The organism is Streptomyces capitiformicae, from assembly GCF_002214185.1.
In the GTDB taxonomy this organism is placed as follows: Bacteria; Actinomycetota; Actinomycetes; order Streptomycetales; family Streptomycetaceae; genus Streptomyces; species Streptomyces capitiformicae.
In genome coordinates this window covers 8,160,319-8,178,307 of the sequence record NZ_CP022161.1, presented here as the reverse complement: position 1 = coordinate 8,178,307, position 17,989 = coordinate 8,160,319, and the positions used below count along the sequence as shown (strand labels likewise).

Annotated in this window: 23 protein-coding genes and 1 pseudogene; 3 read left to right on the top strand and 21 right to left on the bottom strand. The window is 69.1% G+C overall.

Features of this window, described 5'->3' with window-relative positions:
• Window positions 1–5: 5 nt before the first annotated feature.
• The 13 genes from CES90_RS36705 to CES90_RS36645 form a co-directional block, all read right to left on the bottom strand.
• A complete protein-coding gene (locus CES90_RS36705; RefSeq protein WP_229913636.1) occupies window positions 6–449 on the bottom strand; it encodes a hypothetical protein in 444 nt (147 codons plus the stop codon).
• An 18-nt stretch (window positions 450–467) separates the two neighbouring features.
• The gene (locus CES90_RS36700; RefSeq protein WP_189781273.1) at window positions 468–1,073 is read right to left on the bottom strand and encodes a hypothetical protein; all 606 of its coding nucleotides are present in this window, start codon (window positions 1,071–1,073) and stop codon (window positions 468–470) included.
• On the bottom strand, window positions 1,073–1,453 hold the full coding sequence (locus CES90_RS36695) for a hypothetical protein (protein ID WP_189781272.1): 381 nt from the start codon (window positions 1,451–1,453) through the stop codon (window positions 1,073–1,075). The genes CES90_RS36700 and CES90_RS36695 overlap by 1 nt, the downstream gene beginning before the upstream one ends.
• Window positions 1,454–1,472: 19 nt before the next feature.
• Entirely contained in the window at window positions 1,473–2,324 is an 852-nt protein-coding gene (locus tag CES90_RS36690; RefSeq protein ID WP_189781271.1) for a phage major capsid protein, read from the bottom strand.
• A 19-nt stretch (window positions 2,325–2,343) separates the two neighbouring features.
• Entirely contained in the window at window positions 2,344–3,150 is an 807-nt protein-coding gene (locus tag CES90_RS36685) for a hypothetical protein (RefSeq protein WP_189781270.1), read from the bottom strand.
• Window positions 3,151–3,202: 52 nt separating this feature from the next.
• The gene (locus CES90_RS36680) at window positions 3,203–4,159 is read right to left on the bottom strand and encodes a hypothetical protein (RefSeq protein ID WP_229913635.1); all 957 of its coding nucleotides are present in this window, start codon (window positions 4,157–4,159) and stop codon (window positions 3,203–3,205) included.
• The gene (locus CES90_RS36675; protein WP_189781269.1) at window positions 4,156–5,652 is read right to left on the bottom strand and encodes a phage portal protein; all 1,497 of its coding nucleotides are present in this window, start codon (window positions 5,650–5,652) and stop codon (window positions 4,156–4,158) included. The genes CES90_RS36680 and CES90_RS36675 overlap by 4 nt, the downstream gene beginning before the upstream one ends.
• 13 nt (window positions 5,653–5,665) lie before the next feature.
• Complete coding sequence (locus CES90_RS36670) at window positions 5,666–7,318, bottom strand: hypothetical protein (RefSeq protein WP_189781268.1); 1,653 nt, start codon at window positions 7,316–7,318, stop codon at window positions 5,666–5,668.
• Window positions 7,302–7,784: a hypothetical protein gene (locus CES90_RS36665; protein WP_229913634.1), complete on the bottom strand. Its 483-nt coding sequence runs from the start codon at window positions 7,782–7,784 to the stop codon at window positions 7,302–7,304. Before CES90_RS36665 ends, CES90_RS36670 begins: the two co-directional genes overlap by 17 nt.
• A 159-nt stretch (window positions 7,785–7,943) precedes the next feature.
• Window positions 7,944–8,300 (bottom strand): hypothetical protein, encoded by a 357-nt coding sequence (locus CES90_RS50345; protein WP_229913633.1) that lies wholly within the window; start codon window positions 8,298–8,300, stop codon window positions 7,944–7,946.
• A gap of 116 nt (window positions 8,301–8,416) precedes the next feature.
• A complete protein-coding gene (locus CES90_RS36655; protein ID WP_189781267.1) occupies window positions 8,417–8,596 on the bottom strand; it encodes a hypothetical protein in 180 nt (59 codons plus the stop codon).
• A complete protein-coding gene (locus CES90_RS36650; protein WP_189781266.1) occupies window positions 8,593–9,171 on the bottom strand; it encodes a GIY-YIG nuclease family protein in 579 nt (192 codons plus the stop codon). Before CES90_RS36650 ends, CES90_RS36655 begins: the two co-directional genes overlap by 4 nt.
• A 914-nt stretch (window positions 9,172–10,085) precedes the next feature.
• Complete coding sequence (locus CES90_RS36645) at window positions 10,086–10,469, bottom strand: hypothetical protein (RefSeq protein WP_189781265.1); 384 nt, start codon at window positions 10,467–10,469, stop codon at window positions 10,086–10,088.
• A gap of 204 nt (window positions 10,470–10,673) precedes the next feature.
• Here CES90_RS36645 and CES90_RS36640 point away from each other — a divergent pair, with 204 nt between their 5' ends.
• The gene (locus CES90_RS36640) at window positions 10,674–10,955 is read left to right on the top strand and encodes a hypothetical protein (protein ID WP_189781264.1); all 282 of its coding nucleotides are present in this window, start codon (window positions 10,674–10,676) and stop codon (window positions 10,953–10,955) included.
• 258 nt (window positions 10,956–11,213) lie between these two features.
• Window positions 11,214–11,495, top strand: a complete 282-nt coding sequence (locus CES90_RS36635) for a hypothetical protein (RefSeq protein WP_189781263.1) — start codon at window positions 11,214–11,216, stop codon at window positions 11,493–11,495.
• 226 nt (window positions 11,496–11,721) lie between these two features.
• On the opposite strand, the gene CES90_RS36630 is transcribed toward CES90_RS36635, so the two are convergent.
• The 7 genes and pseudogenes from CES90_RS36630 to CES90_RS36600 all read right to left on the bottom strand — a co-directional run bounded on the left by CES90_RS36630 (window position 11,722) and on the right by CES90_RS36600 (window position 16,089).
• Window positions 11,722–12,039 carry a hypothetical protein gene (locus tag CES90_RS36630; RefSeq protein ID WP_189781262.1) on the bottom strand — a complete coding sequence of 106 codons (318 nt, stop codon included), beginning with the start codon at window positions 12,037–12,039 and terminating at the stop codon, window positions 11,722–11,724.
• A complete protein-coding gene (locus CES90_RS36625) occupies window positions 12,039–12,545 on the bottom strand; it encodes a hypothetical protein (protein ID WP_189781261.1) in 507 nt (168 codons plus the stop codon). The genes CES90_RS36630 and CES90_RS36625 overlap by 1 nt, the downstream gene beginning before the upstream one ends.
• 8 nt (window positions 12,546–12,553) lie before the next feature.
• Window positions 12,554–12,700, bottom strand: a complete 147-nt coding sequence (locus CES90_RS36620; RefSeq protein ID WP_189781260.1) for a hypothetical protein — start codon at window positions 12,698–12,700, stop codon at window positions 12,554–12,556.
• On the bottom strand, window positions 12,697–13,509 hold the full coding sequence (locus CES90_RS36615; protein ID WP_189781259.1) for a hypothetical protein: 813 nt from the start codon (window positions 13,507–13,509) through the stop codon (window positions 12,697–12,699). The genes CES90_RS36620 and CES90_RS36615 overlap by 4 nt, the downstream gene beginning before the upstream one ends.
• Window positions 13,506–15,086, bottom strand: a pseudogene (locus CES90_RS36610) (NAD(P)/FAD-dependent oxidoreductase); the annotation flags it as partial. The pseudogene CES90_RS36610 and the gene CES90_RS36615, both read right to left, overlap by 4 nt.
• 329 nt (window positions 15,087–15,415) lie before the next feature.
• Window positions 15,416–15,829: a PIN domain nuclease gene (locus CES90_RS36605; protein WP_189781257.1), complete on the bottom strand. Its 414-nt coding sequence runs from the start codon at window positions 15,827–15,829 to the stop codon at window positions 15,416–15,418.
• The gene (locus tag CES90_RS36600; RefSeq protein WP_189781256.1) at window positions 15,826–16,089 is read right to left on the bottom strand and encodes a type II toxin-antitoxin system VapB family antitoxin; all 264 of its coding nucleotides are present in this window, start codon (window positions 16,087–16,089) and stop codon (window positions 15,826–15,828) included. Before CES90_RS36600 ends, CES90_RS36605 begins: the two co-directional genes overlap by 4 nt.
• A 408-nt stretch (window positions 16,090–16,497) precedes the next feature.
• Here CES90_RS36600 and CES90_RS36595 point away from each other — a divergent pair, with 408 nt between their 5' ends.
• Window positions 16,498–17,130, top strand: coding sequence for a branched-chain amino acid ABC transporter permease (locus CES90_RS36595; RefSeq protein WP_208921895.1), 633 nt, complete (start codon window positions 16,498–16,500; stop codon window positions 17,128–17,130).
• Between the two features lie 678 nt (window positions 17,131–17,808).
• Here CES90_RS36595 and CES90_RS50340 read toward each other — a convergent pair.
• Window positions 17,809–17,958 (bottom strand): hypothetical protein, encoded by a 150-nt coding sequence (locus tag CES90_RS50340; protein ID WP_229913632.1) that lies wholly within the window; start codon window positions 17,956–17,958, stop codon window positions 17,809–17,811.
• Window positions 17,959–17,989: the final 31 nt, after the last annotated feature.

The following is a 17,989-nucleotide window of genomic DNA, read 5'->3' as shown; positions in this document are numbered from 1 at the left end:
GGCCGTCAGGCCCGCGCCGTCGGGGTCGGCCCGGTAGTCGGCCAGCGCGGTTGCCGTGATCCGGCACACCAGGTCGAGATGTCCGAGGGCACCGGGTTCAAGCCGTGCGTCTGGACCACCTCGACCTCCGACGGACCGCAGCCAGGCGACCAGCCGCAGGAGCGCCACAGCCGGTGCGAGCGAAGCCGCCAGTCGGTGACCGCCTCCCCATCGATCTCCACCGTGGCCACCGACAGGATCGGCAGCCCCGGCAGGGTCAGCCACTCAGACGGCGGCCCTTCCAGCAGCACGGTGGAAGTGGTCTGGGAGATCGGCACCCCGGCCGCCTCCCGGACCGCGGTCGAGGCGACGTCGAGGTACGTCGTGGCGACGGTGGTCTCCTGGCCGGCCTCGACAGTCAGGCCGCGGGCCATGAGGTCGGCGAGGGCCGCCAGAGCAGCAAGCGCCACAGCCAGCCTCCCTTCCGGTCAGGAGACCATGGCGATCAGGTCGTCCTTGGTGTACGCCTCGGCGTCCTCCCGGGACAGCAGCCCCTGCTTGACGATGTGGTCGACCCATGCCGCCTTCGGGGCGTCCTCGTCCGGGCGGCTGGCGGCTGGCGTTGCGCTCGCGGCGGCGCCGGGCGTCGGGCCGGGGTGCTGGGCGTGGTCGGCCGGGAGGTCGATGAGCTCCTGCCGGGTCATGCCCTCAGCGACCTCGGCGTCCAGGCCGAGAACGGCCACGCCGTACAGCACCCAGTCCTTCTTCGGCGCGGACTTCGCGGGCCTGGGCACCTGGCCCTGGGTCAGCGCGCTGCCGCCTGCCGGTGCGGCGGGCGCAGCCGGGGCCGACTCCCTCAGCGGGGAGCCGTCCGCGTTGACCTGCCGCAGGTAGCCCAGCATGAGGCGGCGCTTCATGTCCGGGGTCATCTTCGACGGCGTCACCTCGAAGACGGCACCGCCCTCACCCCGGATAAAGACGGTGCCCTCGTCCTTCACCGGCGGCCGCGCATGGGCGGTCTGGCGGCGGCGCACGAGCCGCAGCGCGGCGGCCAGTTCCTCTTCGGTGACGTCGTCGGGAAGCTGTGCAGTCATCACACGCTCCGCGGGATGCGCAGGATGTCGATCGTCCCGGCATAGCCGGTCTCGAAGTCGATCTGCATGGTGCCGTCCGACTGCAGGAACCGGCCCGACTCGAACGGCCCGAAGTAGCGCACGCCCGACGTGGCCGCGACCTCGACCGTGAGGTCGCCCTGCCCTGCGGCGAGGGCGGGCGGGTTGTCGCCGGCACGGACGATGAGGTCGTGCGCGGCCGCGTCGGTGTGGGTCGTGCGGATGAGCGTGTACTCGGGCACGGCATCGTTGATAACGACGCCGTTGGTGACGAGCGTGGCGTCCACGGTCGTCGGACCGGTGGCGCCGTTGAGGGAGCTGTTGGCGACCAGGTTGCGGTACGCGATGGCGGTACGCGGCATGGCTTGGTCTCCTTCCTGATCAGGTCTGGGAGGCGGTGGCGATGGCGATGCCGTCGGGGCGCACGAGCTTTGCCCCGTACAGGGCCAGGCCCTTCACGGCGTCCGAGAACGACGACTCGGGGCGGTATGCCTCGGTCTTGTTGATCTGCTCGGCGAAGGAGATCGCCGCGTTGACACCGGCCTGGACGACGTAGTCGTCACCGGTCGGGTTCGGGCAGTTGTTCGACATCATGATGTCGAAACCCGCCGCGCGTCCCACGAAGCCGTTTCGCAGGCCCTCGGTCGTACCGGCCTTGTCCGCCGAGACGAACCGGTCGTCACGCAGCAGACGGCCGTGGAACCAGGCCGGGACCACGCAGTAGCGGCCCACGGTCGGGACGTCCGCCTCGTCGAGGACCACCTTGAGCGGGACGAGGACGTCGTCGTAGGCGTCCTCTGGCGTGGCCGCGACGACCGGCACGGTGCCGAGGTTGTTGCCCGCAGCGACGCCCGTGTACAGGCCCGCGACGTACTGGTCGGCGGTGTCGGCCAGCTTGTACGCGGCCCGGCTCATGGCCTCCGGCATGACGTTGCCCTTGGCCTGCCGCTTGTCGACGTCGTCGACCTTGAACGCCCAGTACTTCGACTGGTCGATGACCAGGTTCCGCTGAGCGTCGGTCAGCTCCTCCGGCGTGATCGTCGTCGAGTTCGGCACGTAGTCCGAGATCGTCGGGTCACTGATGGAAGTGATCTTGACGACGTCACCGGCCTCGGCGATGTCGCCCTCGTAGTCCCGGTTGACCACCATGGGCCCGCCGTAGACGAGTGCCTTGCGCCACGCGACCAGGAGCCGGGCGCTCCAGATCTGCGGCTTGAAGTTGGTGATAGCCACGGTGGGCCCTCCCTATGGGTCAGCCGCCGCCCAGCAGGTCGTCGAACCGGCCCTCCTTGTGGGCCTTGTCGATCGCCTCGGGCGACATGGTCTTGAGGTCTTGCTCAGTGAGCTGCTTGGGCCGGGACGCCTTGCGCGCTGCCCCGCCGTCGCCGGTGCCCTGGAACCTCGGTTTGGCCGTTGCGGCTGCCAGGTAGGGCTTGCTCTTCAGCAGGTCGTCGATCGCATCGGAGATCTCCTCCGCGTCGACCTCGCCGTCCTCGTTCACCTCGAACTGGCTGAGGTCGAGGAACGTGAGCGCGTCCTTGGGGTCGGCGAGCTTGCCGGCCGCCGCGGCGCGCACTTCCGAACGGACGATGCGGACGTTGGCCTTGACCGTTGCGGCCGCCTCCGCCTGCCTGCGGACCGTGTCCGCGTCGTCCTTGGCGCCGCCCGATGAGGTGGCGTCCTTCTCCGCCAGGAGCCTCTCCAGCTCCCGCCGCTTGTCGCGCTCGGTGCGCCACTTGCCCTTCATCGAGGCGAGCGCGCGTTTGCCCTTGTCGCCGAGCTGGTCGGCGCCCTCGGGGTCCGCGTCGTCGTCTCCGCCGGAGCCGTCGGCGTCACCGCCGTCCCCGTCCCCGTCGCCGCCCTCGTCCGAGCCGTCGTCGTCTTGGTCATCGGCGTCGTCTCCGCCGTCGCCAGCGTCGTCGTCCTGGTCGTCGTCCTCGGCGCCGCCGAGGACCGGCCAGACCGGGTACAGCTGGTCGTCGTCCTCGCCGGGGCGGGCCTTGCGCCAGCCGAGCGCGCGGACGTGCGTGCGCGGGTGTACGGGCAGGGTTGCGTGCATGATGTGTCTCCCGTTGCGGGGTGAAGGGACCGTGCGTTGCGCACGGCCGGGGTCAGGCGATGAAGCCGTGCCGGGTCAGCAGCCGAATCGCGTGTTCGCGGTCGTCTGCGAGCCGGTAGATCTCCTCCGGCATCAGCCGCGGAGTCTGCGAGACGCGGTAGCGCTGGCCCTGCACCTTCTTCAGGCGGGACCCCGCGAAGCCGCGCGAGGTGATGCCCTCGGACGTCGCCTGCACGCGCCGGCCGAACACGGTCGCCGACGTCATGCCGCGGCGGGCGTTGACGACCTGCGCGATGTCCGCGCCGTCCTCGATCGCCCTCACGCCGGCCTCACCGAACGTCTTCCGGCGCTGGGCGGGCGACATCGCGTCGAAGACCTCCTTCGGGCTGGTCGCCGTCGGCCGGTGGTCGGCGGTGACCGGGTCCATGGAGCACTTGCACTTCGGGTGGCGCTGGAACGCACGGGACACCGACGACTCGATACCGCCGAGGATGACGCACCTTGAGCAAGCGCCGCCCTCCACCACCCGCACGTAGGACTTGATGGCCGGCCTCGACACCATGGCGACCTGGTCCGCGACCCGTCCCGCGTCCGCCACGGCAGTCTGCACGATGACGTCCAGGAGGGCCTGACCGTGGACCATCGCCTGCGTGATGGGCCTGCCCGCGGTGACCAGTCGCAGCGCGGACCACATCGGCGCCATCAGGCCGCTCGCGAGCGGCCGCCCCCCGCCGTCCACACCGGCCAGCGCCGCAGGCACCAGACGCACGGACCCAGGCTGGTCCGGGTCCTCGCCGAGGAGTTCCTCAAGCCACGGCTCGGCGCCGCGCGCGGCGGCCAGTTGTCCGGCCGTCACGATCGCCACCAGGCGTGCCAGCAGGGTCAGCCAGGAACTGTAGATGTTGTCCCGGTCGATCTCGCGCCACACGCCTCGGGCCGCCCGCCCGGTCGCCTCCGCGAGACGAGCACGCGCTTCCATGTGCGCGACCGCCTCCGGGGACGGGCTCACGCCGCGGCCTCCGGCTCCTCCAGATCGTCAGGGTCCTCGGCCTCCGTCTCCGGGTCTGCCTCGTCGGCGGGCTCGGCCGCCCCGGCGGTCAAGGTGCGGGTGATCTCGGCGACGGGGTCCATCTCCATCTCCCGCTCCCGCATCGCCACGACGTCGGACACCTCAGTCGGTGTCAGCCCGTAGCGCAGGGCCAGCCACTCGAAGGGGAACCCGAGCTGCTTCAGCTTCAGCAGCGCATCCGCCATCTGCGCGTGGCTGCGGGACTCGGTGTCCGCCCACAGCACGCGCCCCGACCGGAGTGCCTCGGCCTTCGCATCCTCGCCCTTGGCCAGGGCGATCAACCGGCCCACCTCACGCAAGCCCTGCCCGTACCAGAGGATCTTCTCGTCGCACCGCTTGACGAGGCCGGTCTCCGCGGCAAGCAGCGCGCCCTCGGCGAGGTTGGCCATCTTGCCGATCAAGTAGTGCTGCGGTGTGCGGGTCTGCGCGGCCAGGTGCCCCACCGCGACCTCGATGATGCCGGTGTACATGGCCAGGTTCGCGGCCTGCCACTCGGCGATCTTCGCGTCCTTGCCGGTGATCCACGCGACCCGGTCGACCATGAACTTGTCCAGGTCGACGGGCTGCTTGCCGACGATCTCGCCCGCACTGTTCAGCTTGGGGATCATCGGCCGTTCGGCGCCCAGGACCACCCGCTGCGGGAACGAGGCGTAGTCGGAAGCGGTGAACAACTGGGCCCACAGCAAGTTGATGGCGTCCTGCATCGCCACCACGCCAGTCACATCGCTGATGGGGTCCTCGACCAGCATCGGCTTGTTCGGGAGCTCCACCATCGGCACAACGCCCATCGGGTTGGGCTGCGGGTTCGGCTCATCGGCCATCTCCCGCGGCCGCCACCGCTTCAGCTCCTCATCGACGTCCGCCATCTGCGGAGACTTGTCCTGCTGCTGGACCGGGCGGCAGAACTTCCACACCTCGTTCTTCAGGTACAGCGTGGCGTAGTCCTCGTTGCCGTCCTGCCACCGCTTCAGCGCCGCCCGGCGGTGCCGGCGAGAGCCTGGCTCGTAGGCGACGATCGACTGACTGGCGTCCTCGAACGTGACGACCGGCATGCCCGGGTCGTCCGGGTCACCCCACACCAGCACGAAACAGCGAGCCCCGGTCACCGCGCCGAGGAACCCCAACTGGGAGTCGGCGTCGAGGCCGTTGACCTGCCACACCCGCCACAGATCCTTGTCCGCAGACGTCTCGCCATCGGCGAGGAACCCGGTCACGGTCAGCCGCTCAACCGGAGAGTCGGCCACCACCTGCACCCAGTTGTCGGAGAAGTCGCGGTAGCGGTCGCCGTGGAACTTCGCGAACTCCTGGGACGCAAACTTCAGCGGGTGCTTGCCCCGGTAGTACGCGTTGTACCGGTCGATCGGGCCGCGCCGACGGATCAGCTCGTTCTCCAGCAGCGCCACCAGCTGCAGCGCTTGGGCTTCCGTCGCCACGACGCACCTCCCGTCAACTGCCGTAGTAGTAGGACGTCTCCGGCTCCGTGAGACCCGCCGCGATCACGTCACCGAGCGCCTCGTGAGCCAGGACCGACGGGATGACCGCGTCGATCTTCTGGGCAGGCGATGCCTTGCGCAGCACGTACCGGTCCGACGGGCGCGCGGCCGCGCGGGCGTTGGCGATGTGCGCCTCGGTGATCGGGCATCCGTCGTGCGTGAACGCGGCGCCCTCACTGTTCCGCTTCAGCACGTCCGTCTTCAGCCGCTCACACGCGGCGTGCATCGCGATGATCCGCCGGGTGTGCCAGCGGATCACGCGCTCCTCCCCGTACTTGTCGACCCACTCGTCGACCTCGGTGTCCCAGTACGGCGGATCGCAGTACATCCGCACCACGTCGTACCGGCGCATCAGCTGGTCGACAGCGGCCCGCACCTCCGCGCGCGGCACCTGGCCGTCGTAGTCGGCCGGGTTCCAGATGGTCGGCGCATCGTCCGGCCCGTACAACGGCGTGAACTGATAGCCCTGCATGGTCTCGGCCCGAATCGCCGTCCAGTCGTCGACGTCACTGCCGTCGAAGCCGAGGACCACCCGCGTGCCCGCGCGCACCCGCACGCGCTGCGCCTTCGCTGCCCACCGGGCGACGTCCAGCCACGACGCCGTACCAGCGACGCACCGGTTGCCGAAGAACCGCTCAGCCTGCGCCGGATCCTTCTCCATGATCTCGGCCGCCTCGGCCTCGATAACGTCCAGGTCGACGTGGGACGAGCCCGCGTACACCACCGCGTGGATCTTCCGGCGGTCCCGCTTGTTGCTGTAGGACAGCGACTTCGGCGCCTCGGGGTGGTACTTGAAGATGTCCTTCGCCTTGGCCTCATGCGTGGTCTGCGCGACCGAGGCCTCGGACGGATCCCACCCGTTCGTCGTCTCCATCGACCGGCCGCCCATGCCGGCCGCACCACGCCGCTGAGTCTCCGCCGCCTTCCGCAGCTTGTTCGCCGCCGTGTACAGGCCGGACTCGTCCTGCATCGCAAAGATGATTGGGTTACCCAGCCGGGACAAAGCGCTCGACGTGACCGTCTCGATCTTCCCGTCCTCGCCGACCCGGGTGAACTCCTCACCCACCCTCATCAGCTCGGCAAGCGGACCCTTCTTCACCATCGACTGAAGCGGCCGGTACACGTTGTCGACCTGCGATTCCGACGTGGCCATCAGCTGAATCAGCGGCGTCGGCCACGGAACACCCATCGGGTCACCCGGCCGGTACTCGTACCACCAGCCGCAACCACAGCCATGGTCCGAGCACCGGTACCGCTCGCCGCCCCGCGCCCACCCGTCGAACACCACCGGCCCAGCCGCCTCAGCCAGGACGATCGTCGCCGACCACGGCCCCTTGCCCGTCTTCTGCGGAGCCACGATCTGACTGCGCCGGTAGTGGAACGCGGAGGCGAACCGCCGCTCCCCGTTCTCCCGGTACGGATCAACTCCCGGCTTCACCCGGTAGTGGTTGGCCGTACACCACAGCTGCCACGGGTACAGCTCCATGTCCTCGCCCGCACGAAAGCCGTCCGGAATCGGGCAGTGGTGTTCGATCCAGTCGGGAACGATCCACAGGGTAGGGAAGTCGACGACGAACTCGGGCGAGGCGTCAGGCCCCTTCACCACTGAACACGACCTTCAGCCGGTCACGAGCCGACGGGGGCCGCACGGGCGGGGCCGCGGTCTCCGGCACGTCCTCGCCCTGGTCCTCCAGCGCGGGCGCGACCTTCCACCGGTTGCGGTTCATGCCCGCCACGCTCAGCCCGAGCGAGTCGAGGTAGCCCCGCACCATCTTCTTCACGTCCACCCGCCCGTCCGCGCGCTCGGCCTCGGCGAGCGTCCGCACGAACAGGGCGACCTCCAACTCCTGCCCCATGTCCTCCCACGCCACGGCCTGCGGCTTGACCCACAGGTCTTCCCACAGGTCCAACTCGCGCTCGGACGCCGTCGTCAGCGGCCAGTCGGGCGCCGGCGCCTGGCGGCCCTCGGCGGGCAGCGTCCGCCATCCGCCCTTGTCCTGAGCCTTCGTACTGCGCAGGGACCGGGGATCCGGTGCCGGCCCGGAGACCGCGCGCGCTCCGCCACGGGGCATGTCGATCACTCCTTCAACGCGCTGCGTTGCGCAGCACCAGGCCGTCACCTTGCGTGACGGCGGGGACCCTCTGAACCCGGCCGACCTCCCGGCGCCCTCCCCCGCGCTGTTCCACCCCCAGCCGCCCGGGGGTCACCCCCGTGGGTCCGTGACCGTGCGTCACGTGCCCCAGGTCTCAGCTGCGGTCTTGCGGGAGTGGTGGCGCTTGCTCATGGCCTGCCAGTTGCTCGGGTCGAAGCCTCGGGGGCCGAGTGGTCCGAGGCCGTCGATGTGGTCGACCTCGGTGGCCCGGTCCCGCTGGAGCATGGGTAGGTCTGCGCACTCGTGGCACTCGCACCAGGGATGGTCACGCAGGTACTCGGCGCTGGCCTTGCGCCATGCTGTGTTGTAGCCACGCTGGTTGGGCTGGGGTCGGGCGGCGCGGGCCTTGGCCTGGCAGGCGGGGCAGGGTCCTGCTGGGGTGAGGGTGGGGCAGCCTGGTGTGGGGCAGACCTGCATGGCCTTGCGCGTGGGCATTGCTGCCTCCTGCGCATACATAAGGCCCCGTTGGTGTGCGGGGCCTCGGAGGTCTGTGGTGCCGGTTGAAGGCACAGTGAACGTGGCTTGAGTGTTACAGCAGGTCAGGCTACTGGTCAAGCCGCTTGGTCTTCGACTGACGGCTGAAGCTCATGAAGGTCGACGAGGGCACGGCCCTGGCAGTCGTAGCCGTGGTGGGTGAGGCGTCCTCGGCGGAGCCACTGGCGGATGGTGCCGGGCTTTTGCTGGGCGCTCAGTGCCGCCGCGTAGATGTCGACGATCAAGGGGTCGCTCATGTGTTCAGCATGCCATTTCCGGGCTGGAGCGTAGGGAGGTCCTCAGGTGGCGGCCCGTGCTGTGCGAGGACTTGCCGGATGTGGTCCTGGATTTCCCGGCCCGCGTAGAACCACTCGCGCTGGCCCGGCACGCGGAGCGCACGGAAGGTTTGGTGCCTCTGGGCCTCCAGCTTCTGGTCTCCGGGCTCGATGGCCAGGACTTCCTCGGGCAGCAGGGTGGCCATGCGGCCTCGTAGGTCGACGGTCGTGCCGATCTTCACCATGGCGCCTCGACGGATGTAGTAGACGACGGCGCGGGGGTCGGTCTCGCGCCGAGGCATGAGGCCCGTGTGGGGAGGCAGGACTTCGCCTTGCTGGTGGCGGTCGTGCCGGGCTCGTCCGATACGAATCGCGGCCTTCACTATGCCGTCGTCGACAGCCTCGGGATCACCGAGTTCGAAGGCGAAGTCGACGAGAGCCTGCGTGATCTCCGGGAATGCGGGGTCATCTCGGTCGACGAGGTCGGCGAAGACTCGTTCGGGAGTCTCTTCGTGGGCGTGTTGGGCGAGGAGGTTTTGCGCTCGTACCTTGTACATGTCGATCTCCTACTCAGGTCGACCGTGCCCCGGGACGGTTGCCGCCGTCGCCGGGGTCTCTGGTAGGTAAAGTCTGCCCGACCGAGCGTCTATTCGGTCGCAGTGCTGGGGTAGTAGTGGGGTGGAAGCCCTCGGGGGCGAGGCTGGCCGACGTTGGCTCCTCGTGGGGTGGGCGTGGTCTGAGTGAAGGGCATAGTGCAATGTCCAGTAATCCATCGCCCTCAAGGGGCGAGGAGATTTCCCTGCTGACTTCCCTTTATCAAGCTGAACGCGCCGACAATGCAGCGGTGTTCACCAACACTCTCGCGATACTCGGTTTCGCCTTGACTTATATGGCGGCCGTATCTGCATACACGAGTGCAGCCACCCCTCTTAACGGTAGCGTTCTGGCGTTCGCTCCCACTCCCGCATGTGCGCTTGTCGCTTACCATCAAGTTATGGTCGGGATGAATGGAGCAAGATCACATACGGCGCTCCTGGTAGAGCGAAGGCTGGCGCAACTCGTAGTCATGGACTCTTCTCTGATCCAAAGTGTCCCGGTGCAGAAGAGCCTCACATGCCCGAGGCGGCCTTCGGGGGCCTTCCGATTTGGCGTAACTGTCGGTGAGGAATTCCTTGATCCTGACGTCTCTTCATGGGGGCGCTACACGGCTAATGTATTAGTTTATGGCTCCATTCTGGCTATCGCTATAGCTTTCTCGACTCATATTCTGTGGCTCTCTTTTCGTAACGCAGGCGGAGTTTTCAGCTATGTGGGATGCCTTCTTTGTGTGGTTCTTGTTCTATCAATAGCGTGGAACATGTGGTTGAACTTGAAGCGCCCGGAAGTGCATTGTTAGGCAGCCAGCTGGTGGGCGGTGAGGTGGCCGGGCCGGATGATCTGCGACTCCATGCCCCCATGATGCGCTGGGGCGTCAGCAGTTGCTCCAGGAGTACTGGTCGGTGGCATCTTCGATGCACTGTTCCACGTCGTTGCGCAGGCCGTCGACAGCATCCTGCTGCACGCCTTGCTCGATCATGTCGAGGAGGGTTTGCGCGGCCGCTCGGTCGCTGGAGCTGAAGCAGTCGGGGTTCTGCAGGATCGTGTTTGCCGCCATCCGCCCCCTGTACCGCTGCTGCTCCACCTCTTGGTTCTTGGAGTTGTTGTCGATGAACTCCTGGTAGACCTTGCGGGGCTCGGAGCAAGCGGCGGCGTTGGCCGGGGACTGTGGCGCTGTGAGCCGGCCAGCGGCGAATCCGCCGCCGACGAGGAATATGACGGCGGCGGCGATGCCGAGGATACGAGCTTGCGGGGCCATGGCTCATCCTGTCGCCTGCTGGTCATGGTCGTCACCTGTCGGACTGAGTGGGGCAGGGAGATATCGGCCACAGCCGGGGGTGCAGTCGTGGCACTGGTATGGGACGTCGGGGATTCCCCCGGGAGCGCGTGCGCGGCGCTGGTTACCTGTGGCGGTTTCGGGTACTTAGGGATGGAATGTCCCTGCGTTCGAACGGAGCACACCATGGTCATCAAGAAACTGCACGACATGGGCATCCGCAGCGAACACGCCTACCTCGCCGCCTTCGCCTCCATCGGCCTCTCCGTCGCCACCTGGGCAACCAGCCTCAAAGCCGAACCCGTCGGCGGCCTCGCCCGCGCAGACCGGTGGGGAATCTTCGTCGGCGAATGGGCCCCCACCTTCTTCGGCCTCGGCATCGCCCTCTCCCACTACGAACAGCAAGACGGCACCCTCACCGCCAGCGTCCACGACCTGCGGGAACAGAAGGAGCGCCACGCCGTCTGAGCGCCCGAGGGAGGGCCTGCGGAGCAAACAGGCGAAGGCCCCCGTCCTCGGTTGAGGCGGGGGCCGTAGTCGTACGTCAGCGGGCGCCGGCTTGGTGGGTGCGGCGCCAGTGGTGGTGGGCTCGGCGCCCGACGCGGAGCCGGAGCTTCTTGCCGAGGCAGCGCGGCACCCCGGACGGACTATTGCCGGTCGCTGTCCTGTGGCCCGGGACCTAGCGTCGTGGTCACAGCCCCATGAGCGCGGAAGGAGGGCTGGCGCATGCCCGTCCTTGGGTATCACTACGGCCCTGACTGGAACCAGGATCTGTACCAGGCGACCATCGACCGGGTCATTCCAGACCGCAACGACCTGCCGAGTGGATTGATCGCTCACTATGCGGCACCCCGGGAGGGAGGCGGCTGGCAGGTTGTGGACGTCTGGGAGTCTGCGGAACATCACGACCGCTTTCTTCGGGAGCGGGTGATGCCTGTCGCCCAGGAACTCGGTGCGCCTCCCTTCGAGACGAAGATGACGGAGCTCTACAACTCGCTGGTCGCGTAGCCGCGCTCAACGTCTTTGTAACGTGCGCGGGATGGCACGTGCGGGTTGAGGTGCGCAAGGGTCCCAGATATGCGAAAGGCCCCCGTCCTCGGCGAGGCGGGGGCCGTCTGTGGTGCGTGGTGGTGAGGCTGCTCGGCCTATTTCTGGTGGGGGCAGTTCTCGACCCACCACCCGCAGTCTCCGCAGTAGGTGGGTGCGAGGCCGACGAGGGTCAACAGGCGCTTGATCACGACTCGTTCACCTCCTCCTCGGCGGGTGCGTGGATGATGCACATAACCCCGTTCGGGTCCGTAGCCCCTCTCGCCTTCTTGAGCCTGCGACGTGCAGCTTCGTCGGATTCGGGGGCAACCCCTCTCGGTGGGGGAGTGGTTCGCGAAGCGGACATACGGCGCGCGGTCCGCCACAGGGCGAAGACTCCGGCGGACCACAGCGAGAGCACCCCCGCTGTGGTCGAGGCAGCGAACACGACGGCCACGACGACGGCCGCGAGGATCGCGAGGACGCACCCGCCAGCCGCCCGGGACGGCTCCTCCTCGGCGGTCATCACAGGGCTCCGTAGACCGTGTCGCCGAGCCAGTTGACGGCCTGGGCCAGGGGCACGGCGGCGAACCCGGCGATGCCTGAGGATGTGCCGAGGCAGATTCCGCACCAGGCGCCGCGCGCGATGTCGCTGCCGTGCTTCGACTTCTTGGCCGCGGCCACCATGCACATGGTGAGGATGAGCACGAGCCCGCCCCCGGCCTGGGTGAGTGGCAGGTACGGGGCGGGGCCGGCGGTCTGGCCGGCCTGCCCGCCGACGCCCCAGACCAACGCCGCGTCCCCCAACCAGTTGGAGATCCACAGGGCGGTGTCGGCGGCCCAGCCGATGAGCCCGCCGACGCCGAGGACGGCGAGGCAGCCGTATGCCCACGACAGGAGGAATGGGGCGAGGGCGGAGGCGTGGCGGACGGGGTCCTTGGTGAGGGCTTTGCGGCCGGGGAACCAGGTGGTGAGGAAGTGGCCGAGGATGCAGAGTCCGACGGTGACACCGCCGAAGGTCACGAACTGCACGGTGGGTCCTATCGGAGGACGGCCACGCCGAGCGCGGCCATGGTGATGATCAGGGCGACGGTCCCGGAGATCTTGGGGACGTCGTGGAGCGCGACAGCGCACAGCCCGAAGAGGGCGAGCAGGGCCGAGAGCCCGAAGAACAGGCCGAGGATCACGAGCCGTCGCGCGCGCTCCTGAGCACGCGCCTGCCGTATCCGTCGGAGACGCCGAGCCTGGTTCCGATCTCGGTTCCGGTGAGTTCCGGCTCGGTGACCAGCCAGGTGCGGACGAGCGCGACGCGGGCCTCGAAGGTGGTGTTCTGGGAGTCCTCGGAAGTGATGTCGGCGGCGCCGGTTCCGGTCGGCGGAACCGTGGGCGGAACTGGTTCCGGTGTGGGTTCCGCCTCGGTTCCGGCGAGGGTCCCGGCGGCCCGGTATCCCTGGGGGAGTCGCAGGTCGATGACGGTTCCGCCGGTTCCGGCTGCGAGTTCCGCGAGGGGCGTCCACGGGCCGAGGACGGGCCCGACCGGGTTGGTGTCTGGCATGGCAGACACGGCCGTGGGCTCCCTCTCGACGGTGATCGGTTCCGCTGGTTCCGCCGGGGCGGAACTCGGTTCCGCCACGAGTGCCGCCGGGGGCTCCGGATCGGTGTCAACAATTGCGGACACGTCCTCCCCGAGCCGGTGTACGCGCCAGAGGACGAGCGGAGCGACCGCCGAGACGGCGACGACGAGCGGCACGTCCACGGGCAGGAGACCGACCTCCACAAGGTGCGAGGCTGCGTTCACGCCGATGAGCACGGCGACGACCGCGAGGACATCCCGGCGGGCCCGGAGCGCGGCGATCGCGTACACGTCGAGGGCCGCGGGGACGCCGGCGGCGACGTACTGGCCGAAGCCGCACGCGACCGCCAGCCGGTACTCGGCTGAGGCGAGGACGACGAGGACCGCGACCAGGGCGGCCCACAGAAGGGGATCGCGCTTCACCTCTCACCCCCGGCGAGGATCACGGTGAGCTGGTCGGCGAGGCCGCGCAGCTCGTCCGCGTAGCCGTCGAGGGCGGCGGCGAGGCTGTACAGGCTGACGGGGGTCAGGGTCCGGTCGAGCGGGGACACCGAGACGCCGATCGTCCGGCCGCCGAGCTCGGGGTTCGAGGACGTGGCGTAGGGGGACTGGACGAGGCACGCGGTGAACAGCTCGGCGCCGTGGAAGGTGAGGACGGTGTCCGGACCGCTGTGGAGGATGTCGGCGCGGTGGGTGTCGGGCCGGTGGTCAGCGTGACCCAACCGCACCGGTTCGCCGGGTATGGCGCCGCCCGGGGTCCGGGCGAAGGCCGACCCGGACCACTCGTCGTGGGTGCCGAGCACGAGCGAGGCCAGAACTTTGGCCATCAGTCGGGAGGGGCCCACCCCGTCGCCCGAATACCCGGTGGCGTAGCAGACACCCGGCACGGAGCGCAGCCAACCAGCGAACGGTACCGAGGTGACCGCGTACTCCACCGGTGCCGTCCACATCATGTCCACCGGCACGTCCCGCAGGTCGGGGAAGAGCCGTAGGAACTGGCGCCGCACCTCGCCGGGGCGCAGGGCGCCGCCCCACATGGTGCTCGCGCCCGAGTTGCCAGGGGCCAGCCCGACGCCGCCCTTGCCGAACACCAGTCGGCCGTCCGCAGTGGTGCGGTAGTAGTTCAGCCGCTTGCGGGCGTCGCATGCGGAGGTCGCGTCCCGCCAGCCGATCTCGGCGAGCCGGTCCGGCACTGGCACCGTCAGGACCGTGTCGCTGGCCACCGTGACCATCAGGTCGGCCAGCTCCTCCAACTGGCCCGCCCATGCGTTGATCGCCAGTACCACCCGGTCGGCGCGAATCGTGGCGCGGGGGGCCACCGCCACAGCGGCGCCGTTCTCCCGGCGCAGCCCGGTCAGCGGGGTGTGCTCGTGAATCCGTATGCCTTGGTCCAGCGCCACGCGCCGCATGCCGCGTACCAGCTTGGCGGGCTGCAGCGTGGCGCAGTGGGGATCGGCCACCGCCCCGAAGTGGGACGGGGTGCCGACCGCCCGGCGCGCCTGGTCCGGGCTCAGTTCTCGCAGCGGCTCCACACCGGCCCGGGCCAGGTCCTCCAGGGTCGTGTGCCAGGCGCCGTGCTGAGCCTTGGACGATGCCGCCCACAGCCAGGGACCGCGCCGGTACTCGGCGTCGATGCCGTGTTCGTCGACGAAGTCCAGGATCTCGTCCACGGCCCGCTCGGACGCCTCGCCCAGCCGGCGTGCCTCCTCGTGGTCGCTGATGGCGACCAGGCTGCTGAACCGGGCCCACATGGGCATCAGGTAACCGGCGTTGGCGCCGCTGGCGCCGCCTCCGCAGACATCGGCGTCGATCAGCACGATGTCGGTGCCGGGCGCCCGGCGCAGGATCTCCAGGACGGTCCACAGGTCGGTGTAGCCGCCGCCGACGATGCAGATGTCACAGCGGGCGTCGCCCTGCAGCGCAGGGGACCTGCCGTCGTCGGGTTGAGTCGCGAAGGCGTCCCGCAGCCAGGCGGTCCGCCGTTCGGGGGGCGGGCGCATGGGCGGGCGCATGGGCGGGCGCATGGGCGGGCCAGGAGGACGGGAGTACCAGGGTGTTCATGTCGCGCAATCCGCGGGCACGTGAGGTCGGTCCTGCCACCAGGAAGTTGCCATCGGCCAACCGGGCTGTACGGGCGGCGACGGGGCGGGCCACGCGGTTGTCGGCGTAGGGGTTGCCCGATCTCGCATCGCCCAGCAGTTGCAATGTCGCCTGGGCGTACGCCGCGAGATCGGCTTCCTCGAGTGCGCGGGGTTGCATCGCCGCGATGCCACCGCCGGGCGTGCGGTCGACGAGCGGCTTGGTGCCTGTCGGTGCGACCGCGCAGGCTCTACTGCCTGAGGTCGATCATGCGGACCGGCTGCCCTGTCGTACGGGCGATGGTTTCGAAGTCGCGGTCGTAGTGGAGCAGGGTGAGTCCCGCTCCTTCCGCGGTGGCGGCCATCAAGAGATCGACCGGGCCCGCACTGCGATGCTCCCCCTTGTCAGTCAGCTGTTCCTGGACGATACGGGAACGGCGGTAGACGCCGTCGGGCATGGGGCACCAGGTGTAGTGGGCGTCGAGGGCCGCCTTCAAGCGGGCGCGGTCCGCGGTCGAACGAGCCGAGTAGAGGACTTCCAGTTCGGTGAGGTCGCAGATCGCGACGAGGCCGGCGCCGATCCTGTCGTCCCATTCGGCCGTGTTCTGGCGGAGCAGTACGCGGGCGAGGGCGGAGGTGTCGATGAGGTAGTCGGCGACGGTCACTCGTCCGCTCCGGTATCGCGGGCGTCGGTTGCCGAGCCTGCGCCCCTGGGGCGGTACGCGCGCTTGTCCAGCAGCAGATCCATGTCGAGGGCGCCGTCGGCCGCCAGTTCGCGGGCTTCTTCCAGAGCGCGCAGACGCCGGTAGCGGGCCGTGACTTCCCGCAGGGCGGTGTTGATGGTGTCACGCTTGGTGGTGGTGCCGAGTTCCTTGGCCGCTTCTTCCAGTGCTTCGTCGTCGAGATCGATGACCGTCCGACTCATGATGCCCTCCTCTTATTGAGATGTATCAATGGGAGTGTATCAAGGTACAAGATCCTTTGTATCTCGCTGCCGCCGTGGAGGTTTGTCTGGGGGCAGGGGCGGCCACTTCGGCTTCTTCCGGGCTGAACAGGACTGAATCCGCTGCTCGCGAGTTTGGTGCCACGGCGTCCTGCGTTGGCTGACGCTTTTCTGGCCTGTGCGTATGCGCGCGGATACCTGGCAGGCGAACCTGCTCTGGTCGGCTGTGCGGCAGAGCCACGGTTTGAGGCCATGCTGAGGCCGGCGGTACGGGGAATGCCCAGGAGGCTGCGCCCTGGCCCGTGGGCCAGGTCTCCATCGGCCAGGCGTCGTTCTACGCCATCGGCGCCTACGTGGCCGGCCTGCTGAGCGTCCACGGCACACCCGCCGCTGCTGGCGCTGGCCGCGGCACCACTGGTCGCCGCCCTGTTCGCCGCCGCCATCGGCGGACCGCTGCTGCGGCTGCGAGGGCACCACCTGGCGTTCGCCACCATCGCCCTGCAGCTCATCCTCATCTCCCTGCTCGGCGGGGCGGACTGGGCCGGTGGTTCGGTTGGTTCGGTCGGTCTGCAGGGCATCCCGCGACCCTCCGCCGGAGGTACGGAACTCGGCGAGGACATCCACTACGCCTACCTGGCCTGGGCTGCCGTGGCCGCCACCGTCCTGGTCGCCCGTAACGTCGTCACCTCACGGGCCGGCCGCGGACTGCGCGCGCTGGCCACCAGCGAGACGGCGGCGAGCGCCAGCGGAGTGCAGGTGGCCCGCTGCAAACTCGCCGTGTTCACCCTGGCCGCCGCGTTCGCCGGACTCGCCGGAGGGATCTACGCCTTCTTCATCGGCTACATCAATCCGGGGTCCTTCCCGGTCCTGCTGTCCATCCAGTTCCTGGTGATGGCCGTCGTCGGCGGGCTCGGCACCATCTGGGGCGCGCTCCTGGGCGCCACCGCGATCACCCTGCTCGTGCGGTTCCTCAACGACCTGGGCTCCAGGCCGGGCATGCCCGCCAGCGCCCCAGCATCCTGAACTACGCCCTGTACGCCGCCCTTCTCATCCTCGTCGTGCTGTTCCTGCCGCGCGGCATCGTTCCCGCACTGCGCGGCGCGCGGCAGCGCCGCATCGCGGGGCGAGCGTCCAAGCGATACCTCGCCGCTGAGTTTCGTGTACGGCCGCCCGTGCTCGCCCGGCGACCGCGGATTCCGTGTCTGTTCAGGCGTGCGGCAGGAGCCGTTCGGGGCCGACCTCCGGGGCGGCTTCGTCCGCCGGGGTGGGTTTGCGCGAGGGACGGAAACGGTCAGGGCGGCGATGCCCTGCGAGTGCGGGGCGGGGCCTCTGCGCGTTGGAAGGGGAATCCGCTGCGGGTGGGTGCGAGACCGTTTCCCGAACTGGCGCGACCGGCTTCGGAGCGGCTGAGCCGGTCCCTCCCGCAGGCGTTCGGGACGCGTTCGGGACGCGTTCGGGACGCAAGGACAGGAACAGACTCGGGAAGGCTCGTTCAGCCCGTTGTCGCAACAGCAGACGGAACCGTTGGTGCCCCAGAGATCACGAACGTGATACTTACCTGCCATGCTGGGCAGATGAGCAAAGTGTGGCAAGGACACGTCATCTGGTACGAACACGGATGGCCCGGCAGCCAGGCACACTCTGCGCGGAACGCACCGCTGCGCGGCGGTCGCGAGCGGCTCGTGTCCGGCCGAGCGGGCTCTACTGCCTGAGGTCGATCATGCGGACCGGCTGCCCCGTCGTGCGGGCGATGGTTTCGACGCCGATCCTGTCGTCCCATGCGGCGGTGTTCTGGCGGAGCAGGACGCGAGCGAGGGCGGAGGTGCCGATGAGATAGTCGGCAACGGTCACTCGCCCGCTCCGGCGTCGCGGTCGTGCCTGG